The sequence below is a fragment of the Tateyamaria sp. ANG-S1 genome, from assembly GCF_000814025.1.
GTDB lineage: Bacteria > Pseudomonadota > Alphaproteobacteria > Rhodobacterales > Rhodobacteraceae > Tateyamaria.
The window spans coordinates 1-21,488 of sequence record NZ_JWLL01000003.1; the positions used below are offsets into that span (position 1 = coordinate 1).

Sequence of the window (21,488 nt, forward strand, 5' to 3'; positions counted from 1 at the left end):
GGCTCTGGCTCTGGCTCTGGAACGATGACCGGTTCGGGATCGGGCACAACAGGTGTTTCCACCGGCTCGGACACGGGCTCCGGATCGGAAATCTGGGGCATCTCCGTTGGCGCGGGTGCGGGCACCGGGTCCGCGACGGGAGGCATTTCCGAGGGCGCCGGCGTTGGCGTCGGGTCGGGTGTCGGGATGATCTCGGGGTCGGGCGCTGCGGCCTCTTCCACGCCGCCATCTTCGACAATCGCCTCCAGCCCCTCGTCAATCTTGGACGAGGATTTGAAGAGCCGGTCCTTGAGTTTCTTGAAAAATGCCATGATGCCCCGATACTTGACCTGACCCTCACCTAATACGAGCGCGCTGGCATGAAAAGGTATGAGTTCTGGGCGGTTCTGTTGCTGGCCCTCGCGATGGCGCTGCCGATGCCTGTGGTCGCAAGGTCGCCCGGCACGCTGTGTTCGGACGGCACGCTTGGCCCTGTGGCCTGTATTCGGCCCGAACACGCGGCGTTTGATATCTGCCAGCATATCGAGGATGCGAGCCGCAGGCATCTGCTGGATGCCGGGTTCTTTGCGCGGCTCTTGTGGCAGGAGAGCCGGTTTGATGCCAATGCGCTGAGCCCGGCGGGCGCGCAGGGGATTGCGCAGTTCATGCCCGGGACGGCGAAACTGCGCGGGTTTTCAGACAGTTACAATCCGGCTGAGGCGATGGAGCGGTCGGCGCAGTATCTGGCCGAGTTGCAGCGCCGCTATGGCAATGCCGGGTTGGCGGCGGTGGCCTATAACGGTGGTGAGCGGCGGGCTGATGGCTTTATGGAAGGCGGCGGGCTGGCGCGGGAGACCCTCAACTATGTCCAGATCATCACCGGCCTGACGGCGGAGGAGTGGCGGGATGCACCGCCTGAGGCCCATGATTTCGCGTTGGAGGCGGGCGAGCCGTTCATGCCCGCCTGCCTTGCCATGGCGCGCAGTCGGAAGGTGAGCAAGATCAAAGGGATACCGGGCAAGCCGACCCTGCCCAAATGGGGTGCGCAGATCGGGTTTGGAGCGACCAAGGCGGCGGCAGAGCGCAAGGCGCAGGCGGTTGCGCGGTCCTGTCGTGCCCTCGGCGATGCTAAGGTCGACATCGTGTTTGTGAAGAACCGGGTGCAGGGGCGGCCCGGATATCACATGGCGCGTGTGTCGGGGAATGACCGTGGTGCCGTGTCGAAGATCTGTCAGGATGTGCGGGCGCAGGGGTGTCCCTGCGCCGTTTACAAGAATTGGTAGCACCAGACCTGTTAGGCCTTAGATTTCGTCCGCGAAGTGCTGGATCGTCAGCTTGATCGGGTTTGGCGCCGCCTGCCCCAGACCGCAGATTGAGGCATCAGTCATGGCGGTGCAGAGCTCACCCAGCAGGTTCTGGTCCCATGTGTCCGCCTGCATCAGCTTGACTGCTTTTTCACAGCCCACGCGGCACGGGGTGCATTGGCCGCAGCTTTCATCCTCGAAGAATTTCAGCATGTTGAGGGCGGCGTCGCGGGCGCGGTCGTGGTCTGACAGGACGACCACCGCTGCCGAGCCGATGAAGGTGCCGTGCGGTTGCAGCGTGTCGAAGTCGAGGGGGATGTCGTTCATGGAAGCCGGGAGCAGGCCCGAGGATGGACCGCCGGGTTGGTAGGCTTTGAAGACGTGGCCGTCGGCCATGCCGCCTGCGGCCTCGATGATGTCGGTGATTGTTGACCCTGCAGGCAGGAGGTAGACACCGGGTTTGGCGACGCGGCCCGAGACGGAGTAGCTGCGCAGGCCGGTGCGGCCGTTTTTCTCGGTGCTGTTCAGGACTTCGGGCCCTTCGCGGCAGACGCGGGCGATCCAGTGGAGCGTTTCGATGTTGTGGACCAGTGTGGGCTGGTTGAAGATGCCGACCTGCGCGACGTATGGGGGCCGGTGGCGTGGGAGACCGCGTTTGCCTTCGATCGACTCGATCATGGCGGATTCTTCGCCGCAGATATAGGCGCCTGCGCCACGGCGGAGGTCGATGTAGCCTTTGGGGGCGAGGCCTGCCTCTTCGATCCTTTGGATCTCATCGGCGAGGATTTTGAGGACCGCCGGGTATTCATCGCGCATGTAGATGAAGCAGGTGTCGGCCTCGACCGCCCAGGCGGCGATGAGCATCCCCTCAAGGAAGAGGTGCGGCGTGCGTTCGAGGTAGTAGCGGTCTTTGAACGTGCCCGGTTCGCCCTCGTCCCCGTTGACGGCGAGGTAGCGGGGGCCTGCATTGGCGCGGACGAAGCCCCATTTGGTGCCGGAGGGGAAGCCTGCGCCGCCCAAGCCGCGGAGGCCGCTTTCCTTGATTTTGGCTTGGACGTCTTCCCAGTTGCCGTTTGCGCGCAAGGATTTCAGTGCGTCGTAGCCGCCCTGCGCCATGTAGGCGTCGAGGGATTCGTAGGCCGGGATGTGGGCGTGGGTGTCGTCGGCAGCGATGGCGGCTTGGACCTTTTCGACCGTGGCGTGGTCGATGTGGTTGTGGCCCAATTCGAGTGTTGGCGCGGTGTCGCAGCGGCCCATGCAGGGGGCGCGGAGGACGCGGACTTGGGTGGGGTCGAGGCCGTCTTCGAGGGCGGCTTTGAGTTGCTGGGCGCCTGCCAGTTCGCAGCTGAGCGAGTCGCAGATGCGGATGGTGAGGGCGGGGGGTGGTGTTTCGCCTTCCTTCACCACGTCGAAATGGGCGTAGAAGGTGGCGACCTCGTAGACCTCGGCCATCGACAGGCGCATTTCCTCGGCCAGCGCGCGGAGGTGGGCGGCGGAGAGGTGGCCGTAGGTGTCCTGGATCAGGTGCAGGAATTCGATCAGCAGGTCGCGGCGGCGGGGTTGATCGCCGAGCAGCGCGCGGACCTCGTCCCACGCCTGATCCTCAAGCGCGCGGCCCTTGGGGCGGACGCGGCCCTTGCCCTTGCCGGATTTCCAGACGCCTCTTCCGTTGGTCGATTGATCGAGTGCCATTGCACCTCTCCTGCCTGCGTGTTGGGCGCAGAATATCAGCGCCCTTCGGGCGCGTTCAGCCCAAAAGCGACGCCCTGCGATCCAATCGACGCGCCTATCGTCACCATGTCGCCGCCAATCGGTCACGCTTTGGCAGCAAATTGGCGTTAACGTCGCCCGCCAGCGCGGTGTCGGAGGCCGCGTGGGCTGAAACCGGAGCGATTCTGTGACCCTGCCACCGCTGGTACCCTTTGTGATTGCGAGTTTTTTGCCGGGCTTTTGTCTGGCGGCGGCGTGCCTGTTTGGCGGGCCTTGGCCCGGCGTTGCGGTGCTGGTGATCACGGTGGTGGTGTTCTTTCTCGACAAGCTGCCGGTGCGGGCCGGGGTGACGGACGCGACGGGGCATCGGTTGTCGGAGGTTTTGGGGCTTGCCCACTTTGTGCTGCTGGGGCTGACCGTGTGGACGATGGGGACGGATTTTCCGATGCGCGACAAGGGGTTGATCGTTGTCGCGGCGGGTCTGTTTTTTGGGCAGGTGTCCAATTCGAATGCGCATGAGTTGATCCACCGGGCTGACCGCCGGGCCTTTCGCTTGGGGGCCGCGTGCTACAGTTCGATCCTGTTTGGCCATCACACCAGTGCGCATCGGCTGGTGCATCACATCCACGCAGCGACCGAGAAGGACCCGGCCACGGCGCGGCGGGGTGAAGGGTTCTGGGCCTATCTGCCGCGCACCTGGGCTGGCAGTTTTTGCGCAGGGTTACGGGCCGAACGGCAGCGGCACGGGGGAGTCGCGGTGCCCGCGCCCTACCTGTTCTATGGCATTGGTGCGGCGGCAAGCTTGAGTGCCGCCCTGCTGCTTGGGGGCGTGCCGGGGCTAATCGGGCTGATCCTGATTAGCCTTTATGCGCAGGCGCAGCTGATGCTGTCGGATTACGTGCAACATTATGGCTTGATGCGAAAAACCCTGCCCGATGGGCGGCGAGAGCCGATGGGTCCGGCCCATTCGTGGAACGCGCCGCACTGGTATTCGGCGGCGATGATGCTGAACGCACCGCGTCATTCGGCGCATCATGCGCGCCCTGCGACGGCCTTTCCCCAGCTTGATCTGGATGCAGACCGGATGCCGATGCTGCCCCATTCACTGCCCATAATGGCCGTGCTCGCGCTGGTGCCGCCGCTGTGGCGGCGTGTGATGGACAAGCGGGTCGACCGCTGGACCGGTGCCGGACCTCAAGGCGAGTTGATGCCGGAACCGGCCTGAGGCACTGGCGGGGGCGCGCGCCCTCTGGCAGAGTGCGCGCATGTTCTTTCGCATGTTGATCGCCGCCTTCACCCTTTGCGCCAGCGCTGTGTCGTCGGAGCCCATGAGTGCCGCCGAGTTCGAGGCCTATGTCACCGACAAGACGCTGTATTTCGGACGCGCGGGGGAAGCCTATGGCGCTGAAATCTATCACGAAAACCGGCGCGTGACCTGGTCGTTCCTGGATGGGGACTGCAAGGAGGGGCACTGGTACCCGGAGGGCGAGCTGATCTGTTTCGTCTATGAGGATCGGCCCGATCCGCAATGCTGGACCTTTGAAAAAGGTCCGCGCGGTTTGATCGCGACCTTTGCCAATGATCCGGCGAGCACGGAGCTGTACGAGGCGCAGGATCTGGGCGAGGAAATGATCTGCTACGGTCCCAAGATCGGGGTCTGAGGCGGATCGAGATCCGCCTTACCTGTAAGGCGCATCCTGATGCGCCCTAGAACAGCGATCCCTGTTCGGGGGTTTTGGCTGCCTTTTTCGCCACCGTCTTGCCACCACCCAATTTGAGCCGCCCGTCGGCGAATTCAATCTCAAGCCCGCTGGCCTGTTCGGCGGCAGCCTTGGTCGTCAGCACTTCGCCCCCGCCGCGCACCACGGCATAGCCGCGCGCGAGCGTCGCCTTGTAGCTGAGCGTTTCGCGCAGGCGGTCCATGGCGTCGAGCTTGCGTTGCAGGCCATCGACCTGTCGCTGGCCTGCCGCCTGAAGGCGGGTTGTGACATCGTGCAGCCGTTCGGATTTGCGCGCGGCATCCTGTGCGATCCGGGCGGGAGTCAGGCGGATGGCGCGGGTTTCGAACCGTTCGCGCTTGGCCGCTGCGACGCGGGCGAGCGCGGGTTCCAGCCGGGCCGACAGCGCCTGCAACCGCCGTTTTTCAGCGTCGAGGCTGCGTTGCAGGGTGGCCGGGCGCAGGCTGCCCGACACATCCGAAAGGCGCACCTTGCGCCGTTGGACCCCTGCGATCAGGGCCGGGCCAAGCTGCCCGCCGATCACATCGAGCCGCTGGCGCGGCCCTTCAACCAGCGCGTCGGCGCGGGGCAATGCGCGGGCGAGGTCGCGCAGGCGCTGTTCGCGCCGTTGCATGGCGCCGCTGACCGCGCCGGTCATGCGCGCGCCTGCCTGTTCGACCCAGGCCAGCAATTCGTGGCGCACGGGCACCGCCATTTCCGCTGCTGCCGTGGGTGTGGGCGCGCGGCGGTCCGACACGAAGTCGATCAGCGTGGTGTCCGTTTCGTGGCCCACGGCAGAGATCAGCGGGATGTCGGAGGCTGCAGCGGCGCGTGCCACGATTTCTTCGTTAAAGCCCCAGAGGTCTTCGACCGAGCCGCCGCCGCGAGCGACGATCAGCAGGTCGGGGCGCGGCAGTGCGCCACCGGGGGTGAGCGTGTTGAACCCCTGGATCGCCCGCACGACTTCGGGGGCGCAGTTGGCCCCCTGCACGGCGACGGGCCAGATGAGTACCTTGCGCGGAAATCGGTCGCGCAGGCGGTGCAGGATGTCGCGGATCACCGCACCTTGCAGCGATGTCACCACCCCGATCACCTCGGGCAGGTAGGGCAAGGGCCGTTTGCGGGCGTCATCAAAGAGCCCCTCGGCCGCGAGCGCTTTTTTGCGTTTTTCCAGGAGCGCCATGAGCGCGCCCTGCCCCGCGATGGCGATCCGTTCGGCGTTGAGCGAGAATTTCGATTGGAAACCCGAGGCTGTCATGCGGCCTTCGGCCACGACCTCCATCCCTTCCTCGGGCATCGTGCCGAGGCCCGGCACCTGCCCTTTCCACGTCATGCAGGACAGGACGTTGCGGTCATCCTTGAGGTCGAAATAGAGGTGGCCGGAGCGGGCAAGGACCACGCGCCCGACCTCGCCCTTGATCCGGACCCAGCCCAGTTCGCCCTCGATCAGCTTGCGCACCTTGCCCGCGATCTCGGACACCGAGAATTCAGGTGTGTTCGAGCCGGGAACGGGGTCGTCGATCAGGTCCATGGGCTGTCCTTGTGCCGGAGGTCCCACCAGCTTAGAACCCGCCCCAGCAAAGGCCAAGGAGCAAGCGATGAACATTCTGATTTTGGGCGGTGGTGGCCGCGAGCACAGCTTGGCCTGGGCGGTGTTGCAGAACCCAAAATGCGACCGGTTGGTGGTGGCACCGGGCAATGCGGGGATCGCGGCGATTGCGGAATGTGCGTCTTTGGACATCGAGGACGGCGGGGCCGTGGTGGGTTTTGTCGAGGCCGAGAGCATTGATTTTGTCATCGTTGGGCCCGAAGCGCCCTTGGCCGCGGGTGTGGCTGACCGGCTGCGGGACGCGGGTGTGCTGGTCTTTGGTCCCAGCCAAGCGGCGGCACAGTTGGAGGCATCGAAGGCGTTTACCAAGGCGGTTTGCGATGCGGCGGGTGCGCCGACGGCGGCGTATGGGCATTTCACGGAAGCCAACGCCGCCAGGGAATATGTCAGCGCGCAGGGTGCGCCCATTGTGGTCAAGGCCGATGGTCTGGCCGCAGGTAAGGGCGTGATCATTGCCGAGACCGTCGCCGACGCCCATGCCGCCATCGACGACATGTTCGGCGGTGCCTTTGGTGGCGCGGGGGCCGAGGTTGTCATCGAAGAGTTCATGGAGGGCGAAGAGGCGTCCTTCTTTGTGCTCTGCGACGGGACCGACGTGCTGCCCATCGGCACGGCACAGGACCACAAGCGCGTCGGCGAAGGCGACACCGGCCCCAACACCGGCGGGATGGGGGCCTACACCCCTGCCCCGGTGCTAACAGATGCAGTGGCCGAGCGCGCGCTGTCAGAGATCATCCGTCCGACCATGGCCGAGATGGCCAAGCGGGGAATGCCGTATCAGGGCGTGCTCTATGCCGGGTTGATGATCAAGGACGGCGCGCCGCGGCTGGTGGAATACAATGTGCGCTTCGGTGATCCGGAGTGCCAGGTGATGATGATGCGGCTGGGCGCGCAGGCGCTCGACCTGATGCATGCGGCCGCCGAGGGGCGGCTGAACACGGCGCAGGTGAACTGGGCGGATGATCACGCGATCACGGTGGTCATGGCGGCAGACGGCTATCCCGGCAGCTACGACAAAGGGGCGGTGATCGGCGGGCTCGACTCCCTGCCAGAGACGAGCAGCCAGATGGTGTTCCACGCGGGCACGACCGAAAAGGACGGCAAGATCACCGCGTCCGGTGGCCGGGTCCTGAATGTGACGGCACGCGGTCCGTCCCTGCGCGCAGCAGCAGATGCCGCCTATGCCATGGTGGACGCCATCGACTTCCCCGGCGGTTTCTGCCGACGCGACATCGGATGGCGGGCGCTGGACTAGAAATACACCCCCCCGGGCACGCGGACCCGGGGACCTGCACCACACAAACCTCGCCACCCCAGCGCTGCCTTTGTCGCGGGGCGCACCGGTCCGGAGCTCCGCCCATTCTCACCTCAAACGCCGCCCCACGGCGTTTGCCGCTGCGCGGACCGGTTCGAATTCCCTGTTTCAAAAGAATCCCCGCCGGAGGCTCCCGCAGTCTCAACTGTCTCAGCCGTCAGGACTCAAAGCACAGACTATGACAAAGGCGCCTGCGTGCACGCCACCGGCTCGTCGCTGATCTCGATCACCTCCTGCACCTCGCCCAGATCATCGGTCGAGGCCACGAACAACCGGGCATCGCGCAGGAAGGGCACCCAGCAATGGCGCACGCCGGGCGGGTCGTCGTCATAGTCGAAACAGACCTGACCCTCTTCCACCGTGACAAGACCATAGGCACAGGTGCCGTTGGCGCGAGCCCAGACGGTACGGGATCGGGACAGAAATTGCTCGGTCCCCACATGCTGACGGCCGGGGAAGGTTGAAAAGGTTGCAGTGCTCTGGTCTACCAGGTCAAGGAACTGCTCGGGGCTCAACCGGTCCTGCGCTGCCAGCGGCGCAGCCCAAAGGCACAGAACCAGAGCGAGCCGGATCACTGGCACGCCAGTGCGCGGGCAAAGGCCGGGCGCCGCGTGTCGTCGCCGAGATATTCAAAAATGAACGCTTCGCCGTCCCAGGCAAAGGCCACCAGATCCTTCCAATCCTCGGAAGCGAGGACAAGCTGGGGACCGCTTTGGCACTCGCGCACACCACCGGCGATGTCCGTCTCGCCGATCCGATGATTGGTCACACCGCGCAGGTCGGCAGCATGGGTCAGTGTCCGGTTCTGATAGCGCCAGATGCGCAAGGTCTTGGCCAGGTGCGGGCGGTCCACATAGGCAATCTCGGTCACACCGTCGCCATCAAGGTCAGCCGCACCAACAGGGGCCAGCCAGCGGTTGCGGGTGCCGATATGCGGGGTCTCGGTGATCTTTCCGCGCGGGCCGTAAATGGCGAAGGCGGCACCGGCATACATATCGGTCTCAACAACCATCACTTCGGGCTGCCCGTCCCCGTCGAGGTCGGCAAGACGCGGCGCGAAATCTTCAAAGACGTGATCGCGGGGCAACGCGAAACGGCGCAGCTCACCACTCTGCATCACAAGTTCCAGCGTGCCCCATTCAATCGCGTCGCCCAGAACGCCATGGGCGTACCGGTCCGTCGGATCAGCATAGCGCGCCTCGGCGATGACATCGGCCCAGACAGGTGCGACAGCAGCCATCACGCCCAACGACATCAGCCACAAGCGCACCGATTGCCGCGCGCCGCGGGCGGACGCGCACAACAGGCGCGACAGCAGACGCGGCGCCCCCGCCATCTTAAATCTGCTTCTCAGGCATCTGCACAACCAGACCGTCCAGCGCATCAGTCACTTTGATCTGGCATGTCAGGCGCGAGCGGGTTTCGTCCGGCTCGTAGGCGAAGTCGAGCATGTCGGTTTCCATGTCATCCTTGCCAGGCAGTTTTTCCACCCAGTCGGGATGTATATAGACATGGCAGGTCGAACAGGCGCAGGCCCCGCCGCAATCGGCTTCGATCCCCGGAATGTTGTTGTCGCGCGCGCCTTCCATGACCGTCAGGCCATTGGCGACGTCCACGACATGTTCGGTGCCGCCATGTTCGATATAGGTGATCTTGGCCATTCTCGTGCCCCTTCAATTCCGCGTTCCGCATATCTTTACCGGGCACGAGATAAGGCTGCCAGCCCCTTTTGCGACCCCCTCTTTTGCACTTGCGATCCATTGTGTTTGTTCTATTTTTGTTCCTATGCAGATCTTTCAACCGCCCAGTTCGCAGGCATTCCCGCAGGCCCCGTCACGGGGGCCTGCCACATGGCCCCGGCCACCGTCCTGTATGCGCGCCTCCGAAATGGAGGCGCCGCCCGTCAATGCACGGATCGCGGTGGCGGGGCTGGTGATCCTGCGGCAGCGGCCCGGCACGGCCAAGGGGGTGATTTTCCTGACCCTTGAGGACGAGACCGGCGTGGTGAACATCATCGTCTGGCGCCACATCTACGAACGGTTTCGCCGCGCGGTGGTCGCGGGCCGGATGCTGAAGGTGACGGGGCGTCTGCAGCGGGCCCACAATGTCACCCATGTGCTGGCCGAGGAGATCGAGGATATTTCCCCCCTGCTCGACCAGCTTCTGGCCGAGGGCACGGGGCGCCAGATGCAGGCCGAGGCGCGGACAGAGACCTGGGAGAGTCGCAAGGGCGGCTGATGCCCCCGGCATCTCGCGCCCAAGGCAAAGGCTAGGCAGGATGGGCCTGCGCCGGTATGGTGACGGCAAAAGCCCAATCAGAGGCCCGAGCATGACATCTAGACCAACATTTGCCGTCTTGGCGGCAACGCTTGCCGTTGCGGGCTGTGCCGACACCAGCGCAGTCACGTCGGCGTCGAATATCGACCCCATTTCGCTGGCCACCGCCCCGCCTGGTGCCGCCCCCGGCACCTGCTGGGGCAAGAGCGTGAGCCCTGCCGTGATCGAGACCGTGACCCGCAAGATCCTGCTGCAGCCCGCGCAGATCAGCAGCGATGGGCGCGTACAGACCCCGCCGATCTACAAGACCGAAACCCGGCAGGAGGTCGTGCAGCCCCGCCGCGAGACCTGGTACGAGGTGATCTGCGAAGATGACGTGACCCCTGATTTCATCGCCTCGGTCCAGCGCGCGCTGGAGGCACGGGGCTATTATCGCGGCCCGATCACGGGCGAGATAGACCCCGCCACGCGCGCAGCCATCGGCCGCTACCAAAGCGCGGAAGGGTTGGAGAGCAAGGCGCTGTCCATCGCCGCCGCCCGCAAGCTGGGCCTGGTCGCCGTCGCCCGCGATACGTGACGGGTGGGCGCACCGCAGGTGCGCCTTACGATTGGCGTGTCCAATAAAAAAAGGCGCCCCGCGGGGCGCCTTTCGTCATTCCGGGTCATGAGGATTTACTCGGCGAGGCTGAGTGCCACGAACCGCGGATCGCCCGCACGCCGCACCAGCAGCAGAAGCGACTTGCGACCGGCTTCGCCCACCTCTTCGAGACGGGTTTCGAACTCGGCAATGCTATTGACACGCTGCTGGCCCGCTTCGGTGATGATGTCACCGGCGCGCAGGCCCTTTTCAAAGGCTTCCGAGGTCTCATCGACCTCGACCACCGCGAGGCCCTCCTGATCGGCATCGGCGCCAAGCTGCTCGCGCAGCTCGTCCGTCAGCGTGCTGAGCGTGAGGCCAAGGACATCCTTGGTTTCGGCCTCTGCCGGTTCATCGGGCGCCGGCGCTGCGGCTGGCACCGCGCCTTCGGCTTCCTCGCGGCGGCCCAGGGTCACGCGCAGCGTCACCGTTTCGCCCGCGCGGAAGACCACGACGCGCACCGTTTCGCCCACGGGGCTGTTGCCCACCTGGCGCACGAGGCCGCGGGTGTCTTCGACATCCACACCGGCAAAGCTGAGGATGACGTCGCCGTCCTGCATGCCAGCCTCAAGCGCGGGGCCTTCGGGCACGGAGGTCACCAGCGCGCCTGCCACCGTCTCAAGCCCGATGGCTTCGGCGATGTCGTCTGTGACGTCCTGGATACGCACACCCAGCCAGCCGCGGCGGGTTTCACCGAATTCCTGCAACTGGTCGACTACGCGGGTCACCACGTTGGAGGCCATGGAAAAACCGATGCCGATGGAGCCGCCATTGGGCGACAGGATGGCCGTGTTCACGCCGATCACCTGCCCGTCCATGTTGAAGAGTGGGCCGCCGGAGTTACCGCGGTTGATGGCCGCATCGGTCTGGATGTAGTCGTCATAGGTCCCTGACAACGCGCGGTTGCGGGCCGAAACGATCCCGGCGGAAACGGAAAAGCCCTGTCCCAGGGGGTTGCCCATGGCCACGACCCAGTCGCCCACGCGGGCGCTGTCGCTGTTGCCGAAGGGCACGAAGGGCAGCGGACCGTCCGCTTCGACCTTCAGAAGTGCGATGTCGGTGTTGGGGTCGGTGCCGACCAGCTCGGCGGTCAGCTCGTCACCGTTGAAGAATTCGATATTGATCTCGTCTGCGCCTTCGATCACGTGGTTGTTGGTGACGATGAAGCCATCCTCGGAGATCACGAAACCCGAGCCCAGCGCCGACGAGCGGCGGGGGCGGTCACCGGGGCCGTTGCGGTCCTGGAATTCTCGGAAAAAATCCTCGAACGGGGAGCCTTCGGGCACGATGCCCTGCGGACCGGTGCGGCCTTCGACCACGGTCGAGGTGGTGATGTTGACCACCGAGGGGCTGATCTGCTCGGCCAGGGGTGCCAGGCTTTCGGGGCGGGCCTGCGCCATCAGCGCCTGCACCAGCACAAAGGCGAGGCTGAGCGCGCCGAGCCAGAGGGCGCGCATCAGGGGCGTCGGGGATAACTGTCGTGAGACGGCGATTGCCTGTCGCTGCATCAGGGTACTCCTGCGTAATAGTCTTGACCGTTTTGGTCATTTGCACACGGTCGTGCACTTGTTCACACAGCGTGCATGTAGGGTTGCATCCGTGCAACATCAAAGATGGATCAGCACCAACATGTTTCAACACACCGTGAGCCTGCCGTGAGCAGCGCTACGGCAAAGGCGTTACAATCCAATGAAAAAAGCCAGCCAGATGCAGATCAGACCGCTCACCAGAACGAGAGCGCCAAATTGCCGGCGCGCGCTTTCGGGCAGCGTCCGCAGCACCTCAAGCACCCGTTCGATAAGCGAAGGGGCCAGCACATAGGCCAGCCCCTCCACCAACATCACAAGTCCAAGGGCCAGAAGGACCCACGCCATCACTGCCTCGCAAGCTCAGGTGAGGCGTTGTTCGGATTGCCGGTCGGCGACTTCAGGTAGTTGAAGAACTCGCTGTCCGGCGACAGAACCATGGTCGAGTTCGACCCCTGCAGCGAGCGCTGGTACGCGGTCAGAGAGCGGTAGAACTCGAAGAAATCCGGGTCCGCGCTGAAGGCTTCTGCAAAGATCGCGTTGCGGCGGGCGTCGGCTTCACCGCGAATGATCTCTGCCTGGCGTTCGGCATCCGACGTCAGCTCGACCACCGTCCGGTCGGCTTGGGCGCGCACACGCTGCGCGGCCTCGCTGCCTCGGGCGCGTTCGTCTGTCGCTTCCCGCTCACGTTCTGCACGCATCCGCTGGAAGGCGGCATCCAGGTTTTCGGTCGGCAGGTCAGTGCGTTTCATACGCACGTCCACCACTTCGATGCCAAGCGCACGCGCTTCGGCGATGGCACCGTCGCGGATGCGCTGCATCAGCACCGCACGGTCTGAGCTGAGGATGTCGTTGGACGTCACCGAACCGAGCACGGCCCGCAACTCGTTCCGCAGGATACCGTCGATGCGGCGGTCGGCTGACGCCTCGCCACCCGTACCAACGGCCTGACGGAACCGGTTCACATCCGCGATCCGGTACCGCGCAAAGGCGTCGACCACGAGGCGACGATCATCAAGCGGCGTCACTTCAAGCGGATCGACGTCCCGGCTCAGGATGCGGTCATCATAGCGGACAACTTCCTGAATGAGCGGGATCTTGAAGGCCAGACCGGGGTCTTCCTTGACCGCGACGACGCGACCGAATTGCAGGACAAGCGCCTTTTCGCGTTCGTCCACGATGTAGATGGATGACAGACCCACAGCCGCCAGAACCGCGACCATGGGCAAAAGGAATGCAGATCTACGCATCAGTTCGCCTCCGCTGTGTTACGGCGCAATTCATTCAACGGCAAATAGGGCACGACGCCCTGGCCACCGGCACCTTGGTTCTCGTCAAGGATGATCTTGTCCACGCGGCCCAGCACCTCTTCCATCGTTTCAAGATAGAGACGCTTGCGGGTCACACCGGGTGCTTTCGAGTACTCCTCAAGCACGGCAGCGAAGCGGCTGGCTTCACCCTCGGCCTGGTTCACCTGCTGCGCGCGGTAGGCTTCGGCCTCTTCCAGAAGCTGTGCAGCCTGACCACGAGCCTCGGCGAGCACACGGTTGGCATAGGCGTCGGCAACGTTCTGCAAGCGGTTGCGCTCCTGTTCCGCGGCTTGAACATCGCGGAATGCCGCAATCACCGGTTCGGGTGGGTCTGCACGGTCAAAGTTCACGCGGATGATGTTCACGCCGCTATTGTAGCTGTCGAGCGTGGCTTGGATCAGATCCTCCAACCGCTCTGCAATCGCACCACGGTCCCGGTTCAGGATCGGTGCGAGGTCGGACTGTGCGATGATCTCGCGCATGGCCGATTCTGACACGGCCCGGATGGTCGGGCGCGGGTCGCGCAGGTTGAACAGGAACTTGTCGGCTTCGGTGATATTCCAGACGACCTGGAAGTCGATGTCGACGATATTCTCGTCCCCGGTCAGCATCAGCCCTGCGTCGCTACCACGGCCGCCCACACCGATTTCCTCGGTCTGTTCGCGGGTCACCGGGATCACCTCTGCCGTGACAACGGGCCAGGGCGCGAAGTTCAGGCCGGGATCGCCGGTGCGGTAGTATTCACCCAGAAACAGCTCAACCGACTGCTCTTCGGGCCGGACCGTGTAGAAGCTGGCCAGTCCCCACAGAATGATGGCTGCCAGCGCCCCAAGGCCGATGGTCCCGCGCGTCAGGAACGGACCACCGCCCCCTCCGGTGCCACGACCGCCACCGGCATTGCCGCCACCGCGACCGCCCATCAGCACACGCAGCTGTTCCTGGCCCTTTTTGACCAGCTCGTCGATTTCGGGGATCTGCGGACCCTCATCACCGGGACCGCGCCCGCCATTGCCGCGGCCACCGCCGCCGCGCGAGCCGTTGCTGCGACCACCGTCGCCGCCGCCCGAGTTTCCGCCACCCCCCCAGGGGCCGCCTGTATTGCCAGCCATGTGGTATTGTTCTCCTCTTGCCGTGCAGCCTGTGCTGCAGCTTGCTTCTTAACTGTGCTTTTTGCCCGAAACTTCAAGCAGTCCGCATAGGTGTACGCATGGTCACGATTTCTTCAGACATGGTCGGGTGCACGGCCACGGTCCGGTCGAAATCCTCCTTGGTGGCCCCCATCTTGATGGCGACGCCTGCAAGCTGGATCATCTCGCCTGCATTCGGTGCGACGATGTGACAACCCAGCACTTTGCGCGTGGCCTTGGACACCACCAGCTTCATCAGCACCCGGTCGGGTTGGCCCGCAAAGGCGGTGCGCATGGGCCGGAAGGAGGTGCAGTAGACCTCGATCTCTTCCTGGTCACGCGCGTCCTCTTCGCTGAGGCCCACGGTGCCCATTTCGGGATGCGTGAAAATCGCCGACGGGATCAGGTCGTGATCGACCGCTGTCGGGTTGTTTTTGAACGCTGTTTCGACGAATGCCATGCCTTCGCGGATGGCGACGGGGGTGAGGTTCACGCGATTGGTGACGTCGCCGATGGCATAGACGCTGTCGACAGCAGTTTTGGAGTATTCATCGACGATGATCTCGCCGCGGCGACCAATGTCGATGCCAACGTCTTCCAGCCCCATGTCGGTGCTGTTGGGATCGCGGCCCGTGGCGAAAAGGACCATGTCATAGACCCCTTCGTGACCTGTGGTGGACTTCACCCAGATCGGGCCGGTGTGGTCGGGGTTGGGGTCGGTTTTGACACCGCCGTGGGCCATCACAATGTCCTGCTGCGCGCCCGCACCCATTGCGGCGTCGGAGGCGGTCGGGATGGCACTGCTGTGATCGTCCGATGCCGGGCCCATCTGCAGGATATTTGTGCCGGTATAGAGGTCGATCCCCCGCTCGCGCATGGATTCGGCGATCAGGCCGCGCGCCTCGTCATCGAAACCGCGCAGGATCTGGGCGCCGCGGTAGTATTGCGTCACCTCCACGCCCAGCCCGTGCAGGATGCAGGCAAATTCGCAGGCGATGTAGCCGCCGCCGATGATCAGGATCGATTTCGGCAGGGTGTCGAGGTGGAAGATGTCGTCGCTGACGATGCCCATATTCGCGTTGGGGATGTCGGGCCGGACGGGCTGACCGCCGGTTGCGATCAGGATGGTCTTGGCGGTCTTGGTCTCGCCCGTGGACAATTCGACCGTGTGCGCGTCTTTCAGCTTGGCGCGCGCGTCGAAGGTTTCGACCCCGGAGTTCTTGAGCAGGCTGCGATAGACCCCTTCGAGCCGGTCGAGTTCTTTGTTGAGATGGCCGCGGAACTGCCGCCAATCGAAGGTGCCCGGCGTCATGTTCCAGCCATAGGCATTGGCAACGTCCGCCGTGTCCGAAAACTCGCTGGCAAACACCATCAGCTTCTTGGGCACGCATCCCCGGATCACACAGGTGCCGCCATAGCGGTCCTCTTCGGCCAGCGCCACTTTGGCCCCCGCCTCGCCCGCGGCCACACGGGCAGCGCGCACGCCGCCGGAGCCGCCCCCGATCACAAAGAGGTCGTAGTCATAGTCCGCCATCGCGCCAGTCCTTAGTCTGCAAGATCGGTGAACAGGTTGTCGCTTTCCAGAAAATCGAGCCTGTCCTGTTCCACCGTGCCTTCATTGATGTCGCGCACTTCGACCCGGCCATCGCCATAGCCGATCACGACAGCGTCACAGATATCAATGAAGAGCCCGTTTTCAACCACGCCCGGCATCTGGTTGAGCACCAGGCTGAGCTGCCGGGGGTTGCCGATACGCTGCAGGTGCAGGTCGAGGATGTGGTTGCCCTCATCCGTGACAAAGGGGCGGTCGCCATTCATGCGCAGGGTCGACTGGCGGCCCAGAACATCCATGGACACAAGGGTTTCTTCGACCAGCGCCTGCGTCGTCTGCCAGCCAAAGGGGATCACCTCGATCGGCAGGGGAAAGGCACCCAGATGCTCGACCTCTTTGCCGATGTCCGCGATCACCACCATTTGATCGGAGGCGGTCGCCACGATCTTCTCCTGCAAGAGCGCGCCGCCGCCGCCCTTGATCAGGTTGAGGTCACCATCGAACTCATCCGCGCCATCAATGGTCAGGTCGAGCCACTTGGCTTCATCAAGACTGATCACCTCGATCCCGACCTCGCGGGCAAGGTCCGCTGTGCGCGTCGATGTGGGCACGCCCTGAAAGCGCAAGCCCCCCTCGCGCACCTGCTCGCCCAGGCAGCGCACCAGCCAGGCGGCGGTGGACCCGGTGCCGAGACCGACGCGCATCCCGTCCTCGACATAATCGGCAGCGCGCTTGGCTGCGACGAACTTGGCCTTGTCGATGGGCGACAATTCTCCAGACATGTGTGACGACTCCCCAAAGTGTGTGGGGCTTATACGCATCGTGCGCGGCCGTTGCGACCCCAAAGGCTGCGAAATGGCAACCCGAAGGCCGCAGCGACACCACTCAGGCCGGCGCGCCCAAAAGCGCCATCGCTTCCAGGACCTCATCCAGCACCACGCGGTCATCGCCATCGAGGTCAAAGGTCATCATCGCGCGCATGGCGGCAAGGGCGCTTTCCGGCATCTCCGCCTCTGCCCGCTTGGCGGCAAAGCTGCGCAGCTCTGCCCAGCGCACCGTGCTGTCGCCATCGGTATCCGCAGACCGGTGCCAGACCAGAAGCCGCCCGCGCATCGTCGCCGATGCGGCACGCACCAGCACGTCCAGTTCGGCGCGCGTGACGCTCAGATCATTGTTCAGATCCGCCTCAAGCAAGCGCCGCATCTCGCGGGCGCGCAGCCGCGCGCGTTCCGCGTCAATCGCCGTCTCGATATCCTCGGCCTCCAGACCCTCGGGCCCGCCATAGCCAAGGATCAGCCCCGCAGCCTCCTGCACGAAGCGGTCGGGGCGTTCGCGCATCCGGTCCAGGGTCGCACCGGGGGTTCGGGCCACCAGCACATCGACCAGATCCTGTCCCGACAGCTCCTGCGCCAGCGCGGCACGCCACGGCATCAGGCAGGCCAAGACCGACATCAACACGATAATCCAGCGCATGAAACGTCCTCCTGCTCTCCACACAAAGGCGAGTCGGTAAACGCGCAGTTAATCATGGCCCGTTCTTTGCCGATTTGGTCGTTTTGAGACATTGGATGATGCGCGCAGATGGCTACATAGCGCCCATGGCTTACGTTCTGCACTACGCGCCCGACAACGCCTCGCTCATCGTGCGGATGACGCTGGAGGAGATGGGGGTCTACTATACCACAGCCCTTGTGGACCGCGCGGCACGTGCCCAGAACGGGGCCGCCTATCGCGCGATCAACCCGGCCGGGTTGATCCCCGCGCTTGAAACCCCGCACGGGGTCATGTTCGAAACGGCCGCGATCCTCCTGTGGCTGTCGGACACGCATGGGCAGATGGCACCGGCGCAGAACAGCCCAGAGCGTGCGCGCTTTTTGAGCATGCTGTTCTTTGTATCCAACACCGTTCATGCGCAATTGCGGATGCTGTTCTACCCGGAGAAATACGTGGGCGAGAACCCCGCCGCACAGCGCGCATTACGTGAACGGCTCATATCACAGCACGACACCGCCATGACACTGCCCGGCGCACTTGGTCTGGTCGATGCCTATATCGACGGGCATTCCGCCCCCGAAGCGCCGTCGATCCTCGAATGCTATATGGCGGCCGTGGTCCGGTGGTGTGCCCTCTATCCCATTGGCCAGACGGCATGGTTCAATCTGTCAGCCTATCCGGCCCTTGCCGCTATGGCCGCACGCCTCGACACACGGCCCGCCGCACATGCCGTTGCCCAGGCCGAGGGGCTGGGTCCAACGCCATTCTCCCGCCCCGTCCTGCCCAATCCACCCGAAGGATCCGCGCTGTAACATGTTTTTGTCTGTCTTCGAGATGTTCAAGGTGGGCATCGGTCCGTCCTCGTCCCACACCATGGGCCCCATGGTGGCCGCCGCGCGTTTTCTCGACATGATGCGCGCCTCGCCCTTCCAGTTTGCGGGCGTGCGGGCCTCGCTGCATGGCTCGCTGGCGTTCACCGGCGTGGGGCATGCAACAGACCGGGCCACGATCCTTGGCCTCGCCGGGTTCGTGCCCGACACTTATGATCACGATAAGGCCGAGGCGACGCTCGCTGCCCTTGCCGAGAGCCACACGCTGCATCCCGAAGACCTTCCCCCGCTGGCCTTCGACCCCAAGGCTGACCTGATTTTCGACTACGACACGCCCCTGCCCGGCCACGCCAATGGCATGATCCTGATGGCGACCGACGCGCAAGGAGACGTGACGCTGCAACAGGTGTTCTACTCCATCGGCGGTGGCTTTGTGATGACCGAGGAGGAGCTGGCCGCAGGCAAGGCCACCGACGAGGGCGCGCCCGTCCCCTACCCCTTCAAATCCGCTGCGGAGATGCTGGAGATGGCCGAAAGCTCGGGCAAATCCATCGCCCAGATGAAACGCGCCAACGAGGTATCGCGCAACGGCGACGCGCATCTGCGATCCGGCACCAAGCGGCTGTGGCAGGTCATGCGCGACTGCATCGACCGGGGCTTGAGCACCGAGGGCATCCTGCCCGGCGGCTTGCAGGTCAAGCGCCGAGCCAAGGGCATCCACGACAAGCTGATGGATGAACGGGGCATGAACCTGACCGCACCCCACACCATCAACGACTGGATGAGCGTCTATGCCATGGCCGTGAACGAGGAAAACGCGGCTGGCGGTCAGGTGGTGACGGCCCCGACCAATGGTGCCGCAGGCGTGCTGCCGGCAACGCTGCGCTACTACCTCGACCACGTGCCCGGCGCGTCAGAAGCACATGTGGAGGATTTCCTGCTGACGGCTGCGGCCATCGGCGGTCTGGTCAAATACAACGCCTCGATCTCAGGCGCGGAAGCCGGGTGTCAGGCCGAGGTCGGGAGTGCTGCTGCCATGGCCGCTGCCGGGCTCTGCGCCATCATGGGCGGCACGGCGCAGCAGATCGAGAACGCGGCGGAAATCGCCCTCGAACACCACCTCGGCATGACCTGCGACCCGGTCAAGGGGCTGGTGCAGGTGCCCTGCATCGAACGCAACGGGTTGGGTGCAATCAAGGCGGTGAGCGCCGCAAGCCTCGCCCTGCGCGGCGATGGCACGCATTTGGTTCCGCTGGATGCGTGCATCGAAACGATGCGGCAAACGGGGGCGGACATGAGCGAGAAGTACAAGGAAACCTCGCTGGGCGGGCTGGCGGTGAACGTGCCCAACTGCTGAGACGACGCAGGGTTGGTGGGTGGGCGAATTGGCTCTGCCAAGAGTGCACGCACCAAGCCGCCCCATGACGTCTTGACGCCAATGCGCGTCACCCACGCCTCAAACAAGCTGTTGCGCTTGATCCTCTACCCGGTAGCGTAAACGGATGGATCAAGACCGTCCCTTTCTCGGCATCCTCCTTATGTTGGGCTTTTGCATCGTGGCTCCGGTCGGAGACGCGGTGGCGAAAGTGTTGGGACAGTCGGTCCCCCTCAGCCAGCTTGTCCTCATCCGCTTTGCGGTTCAGGCGGTGATCCTGATCCCCATCGTCTGGGCAGGCTCGCGGCTGTGGAGGATGCGGGGGCGGGTGTTCTGGCTCACGCTCTTCCGAACGGTCCTCCACATCCTCGGCATCGGCGCCATGTTCACCGCCCTGCAATATCTACCACTCGCGGACGCCGTCGCCATTGCCTTTGTCATGCCGTTCATCATGCTGCTCTTGGGCAAGTACGTGCTGGGCGAAGAGGTGGGCAGCCGTCGGCTCATGGCCTGTATCGTGGGCTTCATCGGAACGCTGCTCGTCGTCCAGCCCAGCTTTGTCGAGGTGGGTTGGCCTGCGCTTCTGCCGCTGTTCGTGGCGGTCAACTTCTCGGTCTTCATGCTGGTCACCCGGCAGATCGCCAAGGAAACGGACCCCATCGGCCTGCAGGCGGTCAGTGGTGTGATGGCGATCGTGATCATGGGTCCGCTGGTGTTCCTGCTGCAAGGGCGCGAGATCCCGGGGATCGAACTGATCCGGCCTGACGCAATGGAATGGTCGCTGCTTCTGGCCATCGGGGGTCTGGGCACCCTCGCCCACCTGCTGATGACCTGGTCGCTGCGCTATGCGCCCTCGGCCACGCTGGCCCCCATGCAGTACCTGGAAATTCCCTTTGCTACGATCATCGGGTTCATCGTGTTCAGCGACTTGCCCAACGGCCTCGCCGCTGTGGGCATCTGCATTACGATTGCGGCTGGGCTATACATCGTTCTGCGCGAACGGGCCATCTCGCGGATGGAGACGCCTGAACCAGCGCCTGCGTGACGCCCTCCAGACAGTGGCGCGGCGCAATCAGGATCATGTCCGGACCGGTCATGGTCAATGACACGGGCCCTTCCGCCTCATTCGACGTTCCAATCCGCATGATGGGATCAAACTGAAGCCCATCAATCGGCCACCGCAACCCGGTTGAGGTCCCTTGCACCGGGGCAAGCGGCACAAGCGACACCACGTCGCCGGGCCGGGTGGGCAGGTCCAGCTGCGGCGGGCACAGCATCAGAACCTCGTCACGGCCCAATAGAATGCAAGGCCGGTCGGGATAGCGCGCCAGAACGCTCAGACACCCAAGCTGATGATCCACGCGCCCGCCAAGAAAACCCACCGCCAGCACCACGGGCGCCGCGATGTGGCGCAGCGCCTTGTCGAAATCGGTGCTGTCCTGTTCCGCGATATGGTGCTGCCGTTCCAGCGGAATGGCGGCCAGATCATCGCCCGAGACGGAGTCGAAATCTCCAATCACTGCATCCAGCGTCACCCCCGCCCGCAGGGCCAAAGCCGCACCGCCATCGGCAGCGACGAACCGGGTGGCGAGTGCCTGAACCGCACGCACATCTGCCGCGCTGGCCTCACCTCCGCCAAACAAGGCCACGGGATCAGTGCTCTGAAGAATTGGGGGAATCATGGCAAATTAATGCAATTTTCGGAAACACATCACAATCTCGCCC

At 64.3% G+C, this 21,488-nt stretch carries 22 protein-coding genes and 1 pseudogene; 9 read left to right on the plus strand and 14 right to left on the minus strand.

Features of this window, described 5'->3' with window-relative positions; genetic code table 11:
• Window positions 1–311, minus strand: a pseudogene (locus tag RA29_RS01800) (signal recognition particle-docking protein FtsY); the annotation flags it as partial.
• A gap of 48 nt (window positions 312–359) precedes the next feature.
• On the opposite strand from RA29_RS01800, the gene RA29_RS01805 reads away from it, so the two are divergent.
• Entirely contained in the window at window positions 360–1,262 is a 903-nt protein-coding gene (locus RA29_RS01805; protein WP_039682442.1) for a lytic transglycosylase domain-containing protein, read from the plus strand.
• Window positions 1,263–1,280: 18 nt separating this feature from the next.
• On the opposite strand, the gene RA29_RS01810 is transcribed toward RA29_RS01805, so the two are convergent.
• The gene (locus tag RA29_RS01810; protein WP_039682444.1) at window positions 1,281–2,975 is read right to left on the minus strand and encodes an NAD(P)H-dependent oxidoreductase subunit E; all 1,695 of its coding nucleotides are present in this window, start codon (window positions 2,973–2,975) and stop codon (window positions 1,281–1,283) included.
• A gap of 205 nt (window positions 2,976–3,180) precedes the next feature.
• Here RA29_RS01810 and RA29_RS01815 point away from each other — a divergent pair, with 205 nt between their 5' ends.
• Both RA29_RS01815 and RA29_RS01820 read left to right on the plus strand, forming a co-directional pair.
• Window positions 3,181–4,218 carry an alkane 1-monooxygenase gene (locus RA29_RS01815; protein WP_241462529.1) on the plus strand — a complete coding sequence of 346 codons (1,038 nt, stop codon included), beginning with the start codon at window positions 3,181–3,183 and terminating at the stop codon, window positions 4,216–4,218.
• Between the two features lie 40 nt (window positions 4,219–4,258).
• Window positions 4,259–4,654, plus strand: a complete 396-nt coding sequence (locus RA29_RS01820) for a hypothetical protein (RefSeq protein ID WP_039682446.1) — start codon at window positions 4,259–4,261, stop codon at window positions 4,652–4,654.
• Window positions 4,655–4,700: 46 nt separating this feature from the next.
• Here RA29_RS01820 and xseA read toward each other — a convergent pair whose 3' ends face one another.
• Window positions 4,701–6,242, minus strand: a complete 1,542-nt coding sequence (gene xseA, locus RA29_RS01825) for an exodeoxyribonuclease VII large subunit (protein WP_039682448.1) — start codon at window positions 6,240–6,242, stop codon at window positions 4,701–4,703.
• A gap of 67 nt (window positions 6,243–6,309) precedes the next feature.
• Between xseA and purD the strand changes: the two genes are divergently transcribed.
• Window positions 6,310–7,575 carry a phosphoribosylamine--glycine ligase gene (purD, locus tag RA29_RS01830; protein ID WP_039682450.1) on the plus strand — a complete coding sequence of 422 codons (1,266 nt, stop codon included), beginning with the start codon at window positions 6,310–6,312 and terminating at the stop codon, window positions 7,573–7,575.
• Between the two features lie 236 nt (window positions 7,576–7,811).
• On the opposite strand, the gene RA29_RS01835 is transcribed toward purD, so the two are convergent.
• Genes RA29_RS01835 through RA29_RS01845 form a run of 3 tightly spaced genes read right to left on the minus strand, consistent with a single transcriptional unit; the run spans window position 7,812 to window position 9,296 of the window.
• The gene (locus RA29_RS01835; protein ID WP_052249413.1) at window positions 7,812–8,210 is read right to left on the minus strand and encodes a hypothetical protein; all 399 of its coding nucleotides are present in this window, start codon (window positions 8,208–8,210) and stop codon (window positions 7,812–7,814) included.
• Window positions 8,207–8,971, minus strand: a complete 765-nt coding sequence (locus tag RA29_RS01840; protein ID WP_052249414.1) for a VCBS repeat-containing protein — start codon at window positions 8,969–8,971, stop codon at window positions 8,207–8,209. The genes RA29_RS01835 and RA29_RS01840 overlap by 4 nt, the downstream gene beginning before the upstream one ends.
• A 1-nt stretch (window position 8,972) precedes the next feature.
• Entirely contained in the window at window positions 8,973–9,296 is a 324-nt protein-coding gene (locus tag RA29_RS01845; RefSeq protein WP_039682452.1) for a 2Fe-2S iron-sulfur cluster-binding protein, read from the minus strand.
• Between the two features lie 211 nt (window positions 9,297–9,507).
• Here RA29_RS01845 and RA29_RS01850 point away from each other — a divergent pair, with 211 nt between their 5' ends.
• Both RA29_RS01850 and RA29_RS01855 read left to right on the plus strand, forming a co-directional pair.
• Window positions 9,508–9,873, plus strand: a complete 366-nt coding sequence (locus RA29_RS01850) for an OB-fold nucleic acid binding domain-containing protein (protein ID WP_241462530.1) — start codon at window positions 9,508–9,510, stop codon at window positions 9,871–9,873.
• 91 nt (window positions 9,874–9,964) lie between these two features.
• Entirely contained in the window at window positions 9,965–10,489 is a 525-nt protein-coding gene (locus RA29_RS01855) for a peptidoglycan-binding domain-containing protein (RefSeq protein WP_039682454.1), read from the plus strand.
• Between the two features lie 95 nt (window positions 10,490–10,584).
• On the opposite strand, the gene RA29_RS01860 is transcribed toward RA29_RS01855, so the two are convergent.
• The 7 genes from RA29_RS01860 to RA29_RS01890 form a co-directional block, all read right to left on the minus strand.
• Window positions 10,585–12,057, minus strand: coding sequence for a Do family serine endopeptidase (locus tag RA29_RS01860; RefSeq protein WP_039682456.1), 1,473 nt, complete (start codon window positions 12,055–12,057; stop codon window positions 10,585–10,587).
• 171 nt (window positions 12,058–12,228) lie between these two features.
• Window positions 12,229–12,423, minus strand: a complete 195-nt coding sequence (locus RA29_RS01865) for a DUF2065 domain-containing protein (protein ID WP_039682458.1) — start codon at window positions 12,421–12,423, stop codon at window positions 12,229–12,231.
• The gene (hflC, locus tag RA29_RS01870; RefSeq protein ID WP_039682460.1) at window positions 12,423–13,325 is read right to left on the minus strand and encodes a protease modulator HflC; all 903 of its coding nucleotides are present in this window, start codon (window positions 13,323–13,325) and stop codon (window positions 12,423–12,425) included. The genes RA29_RS01865 and hflC overlap by 1 nt, the downstream gene beginning before the upstream one ends.
• Window positions 13,325–14,494 (minus strand): FtsH protease activity modulator HflK, encoded by a 1,170-nt coding sequence (hflK, locus tag RA29_RS01875; RefSeq protein WP_039682462.1) that lies wholly within the window; start codon window positions 14,492–14,494, stop codon window positions 13,325–13,327. The genes hflC and hflK overlap by 1 nt, the downstream gene beginning before the upstream one ends.
• Window positions 14,495–14,567: 73 nt before the next feature.
• Complete coding sequence (locus RA29_RS01880) at window positions 14,568–16,046, minus strand: FAD-dependent oxidoreductase (protein ID WP_039682464.1); 1,479 nt, start codon at window positions 16,044–16,046, stop codon at window positions 14,568–14,570.
• Between the two features lie 11 nt (window positions 16,047–16,057).
• A complete protein-coding gene (gene rpiA / locus RA29_RS01885; RefSeq protein WP_039682466.1) occupies window positions 16,058–16,846 on the minus strand; it encodes a ribose-5-phosphate isomerase RpiA in 789 nt (262 codons plus the stop codon).
• Between the two features lie 103 nt (window positions 16,847–16,949).
• Entirely contained in the window at window positions 16,950–17,537 is a 588-nt protein-coding gene (locus tag RA29_RS01890; protein WP_039682468.1) for an EF-hand domain-containing protein, read from the minus strand.
• A 95-nt stretch (window positions 17,538–17,632) separates the two neighbouring features.
• Between RA29_RS01890 and RA29_RS01895 the strand changes: the two genes are divergently transcribed.
• The 3 genes from RA29_RS01895 (at window position 17,633) to RA29_RS01905 (ending at window position 20,808) form a co-directional block, all read left to right on the plus strand.
• Complete coding sequence (locus RA29_RS01895; protein ID WP_241462531.1) at window positions 17,633–18,370, plus strand: glutathione S-transferase; 738 nt, start codon at window positions 17,633–17,635, stop codon at window positions 18,368–18,370.
• 1 nt (window position 18,371) lies between these two features.
• Entirely contained in the window at window positions 18,372–19,745 is a 1,374-nt protein-coding gene (locus RA29_RS01900) for an L-serine ammonia-lyase (protein ID WP_039682470.1), read from the plus strand.
• A 145-nt stretch (window positions 19,746–19,890) separates the two neighbouring features.
• Entirely contained in the window at window positions 19,891–20,808 is a 918-nt protein-coding gene (locus RA29_RS01905; RefSeq protein ID WP_039682472.1) for a DMT family transporter, read from the plus strand.
• Here the strand turns inward: RA29_RS01905 and RA29_RS01910 are convergent.
• On the minus strand, window positions 20,726–21,445 hold the full coding sequence (locus tag RA29_RS01910; protein ID WP_039682474.1) for a thiamine diphosphokinase: 720 nt from the start codon (window positions 21,443–21,445) through the stop codon (window positions 20,726–20,728). The genes RA29_RS01905 and RA29_RS01910 overlap by 83 nt on opposite strands.
• Window positions 21,446–21,488 lie beyond the last annotated feature (43 nt).

Coding starts and splice junctions, on each gene's coding strand:
- RA29_RS01895 (WP_241462531.1), top strand. CDS start 17,633: ATGATGCGCGCAGATGGCTACATAGCGCCCATGGCTTACGTTCTGCAC.
- hflK (WP_039682462.1), bottom strand. CDS start 14,494: ATGGCTGGCAATACAGGCGGCCCCTGGGGGGGTGGCGGAAACTCGGGC.
- RA29_RS01850 (WP_241462530.1), top strand. CDS start 9,508: ATGCGCGCCTCCGAAATGGAGGCGCCGCCCGTCAATGCACGGATCGCG.
- purD (WP_039682450.1), top strand. CDS start 6,310: ATGAACATTCTGATTTTGGGCGGTGGTGGCCGCGAGCACAGCTTGGCC.
- rpiA (WP_039682466.1), bottom strand. CDS start 16,846: ATGTCTGGAGAATTGTCGCCCATCGACAAGGCCAAGTTCGTCGCAGCC.
- RA29_RS01910 (WP_039682474.1), bottom strand. CDS start 21,445: ATGATTCCCCCAATTCTTCAGAGCACTGATCCCGTGGCCTTGTTTGGC.
- RA29_RS01805 (WP_039682442.1), top strand. CDS start 360: ATGAAAAGGTATGAGTTCTGGGCGGTTCTGTTGCTGGCCCTCGCGATG.
- RA29_RS01890 (WP_039682468.1), bottom strand. CDS start 17,537: ATGCGCTGGATTATCGTGTTGATGTCGGTCTTGGCCTGCCTGATGCCG.
- RA29_RS01820 (WP_039682446.1), top strand. CDS start 4,259: ATGTTCTTTCGCATGTTGATCGCCGCCTTCACCCTTTGCGCCAGCGCT.
- hflC (WP_039682460.1), bottom strand. CDS start 13,325: ATGCGTAGATCTGCATTCCTTTTGCCCATGGTCGCGGTTCTGGCGGCT.
- RA29_RS01900 (WP_039682470.1), top strand. CDS start 18,372: ATGTTTTTGTCTGTCTTCGAGATGTTCAAGGTGGGCATCGGTCCGTCC.
- RA29_RS01855 (WP_039682454.1), top strand. CDS start 9,965: ATGACATCTAGACCAACATTTGCCGTCTTGGCGGCAACGCTTGCCGTT.
- RA29_RS01845 (WP_039682452.1), bottom strand. CDS start 9,296: ATGGCCAAGATCACCTATATCGAACATGGCGGCACCGAACATGTCGTG.
- RA29_RS01865 (WP_039682458.1), bottom strand. CDS start 12,423: ATGGCGTGGGTCCTTCTGGCCCTTGGACTTGTGATGTTGGTGGAGGGG.
- RA29_RS01860 (WP_039682456.1), bottom strand. CDS start 12,057: ATGCAGCGACAGGCAATCGCCGTCTCACGACAGTTATCCCCGACGCCC.
- RA29_RS01905 (WP_039682472.1), top strand. CDS start 19,891: ATGGATCAAGACCGTCCCTTTCTCGGCATCCTCCTTATGTTGGGCTTT.
- RA29_RS01880 (WP_039682464.1), bottom strand. CDS start 16,046: ATGGCGGACTATGACTACGACCTCTTTGTGATCGGGGGCGGCTCCGGC.
- RA29_RS01810 (WP_039682444.1), bottom strand. CDS start 2,975: ATGGCACTCGATCAATCGACCAACGGAAGAGGCGTCTGGAAATCCGGC.
- xseA (WP_039682448.1), bottom strand. CDS start 6,242: ATGGACCTGATCGACGACCCCGTTCCCGGCTCGAACACACCTGAATTC.
- RA29_RS01840 (WP_052249414.1), bottom strand. CDS start 8,971: ATGGCGGGGGCGCCGCGTCTGCTGTCGCGCCTGTTGTGCGCGTCCGCC.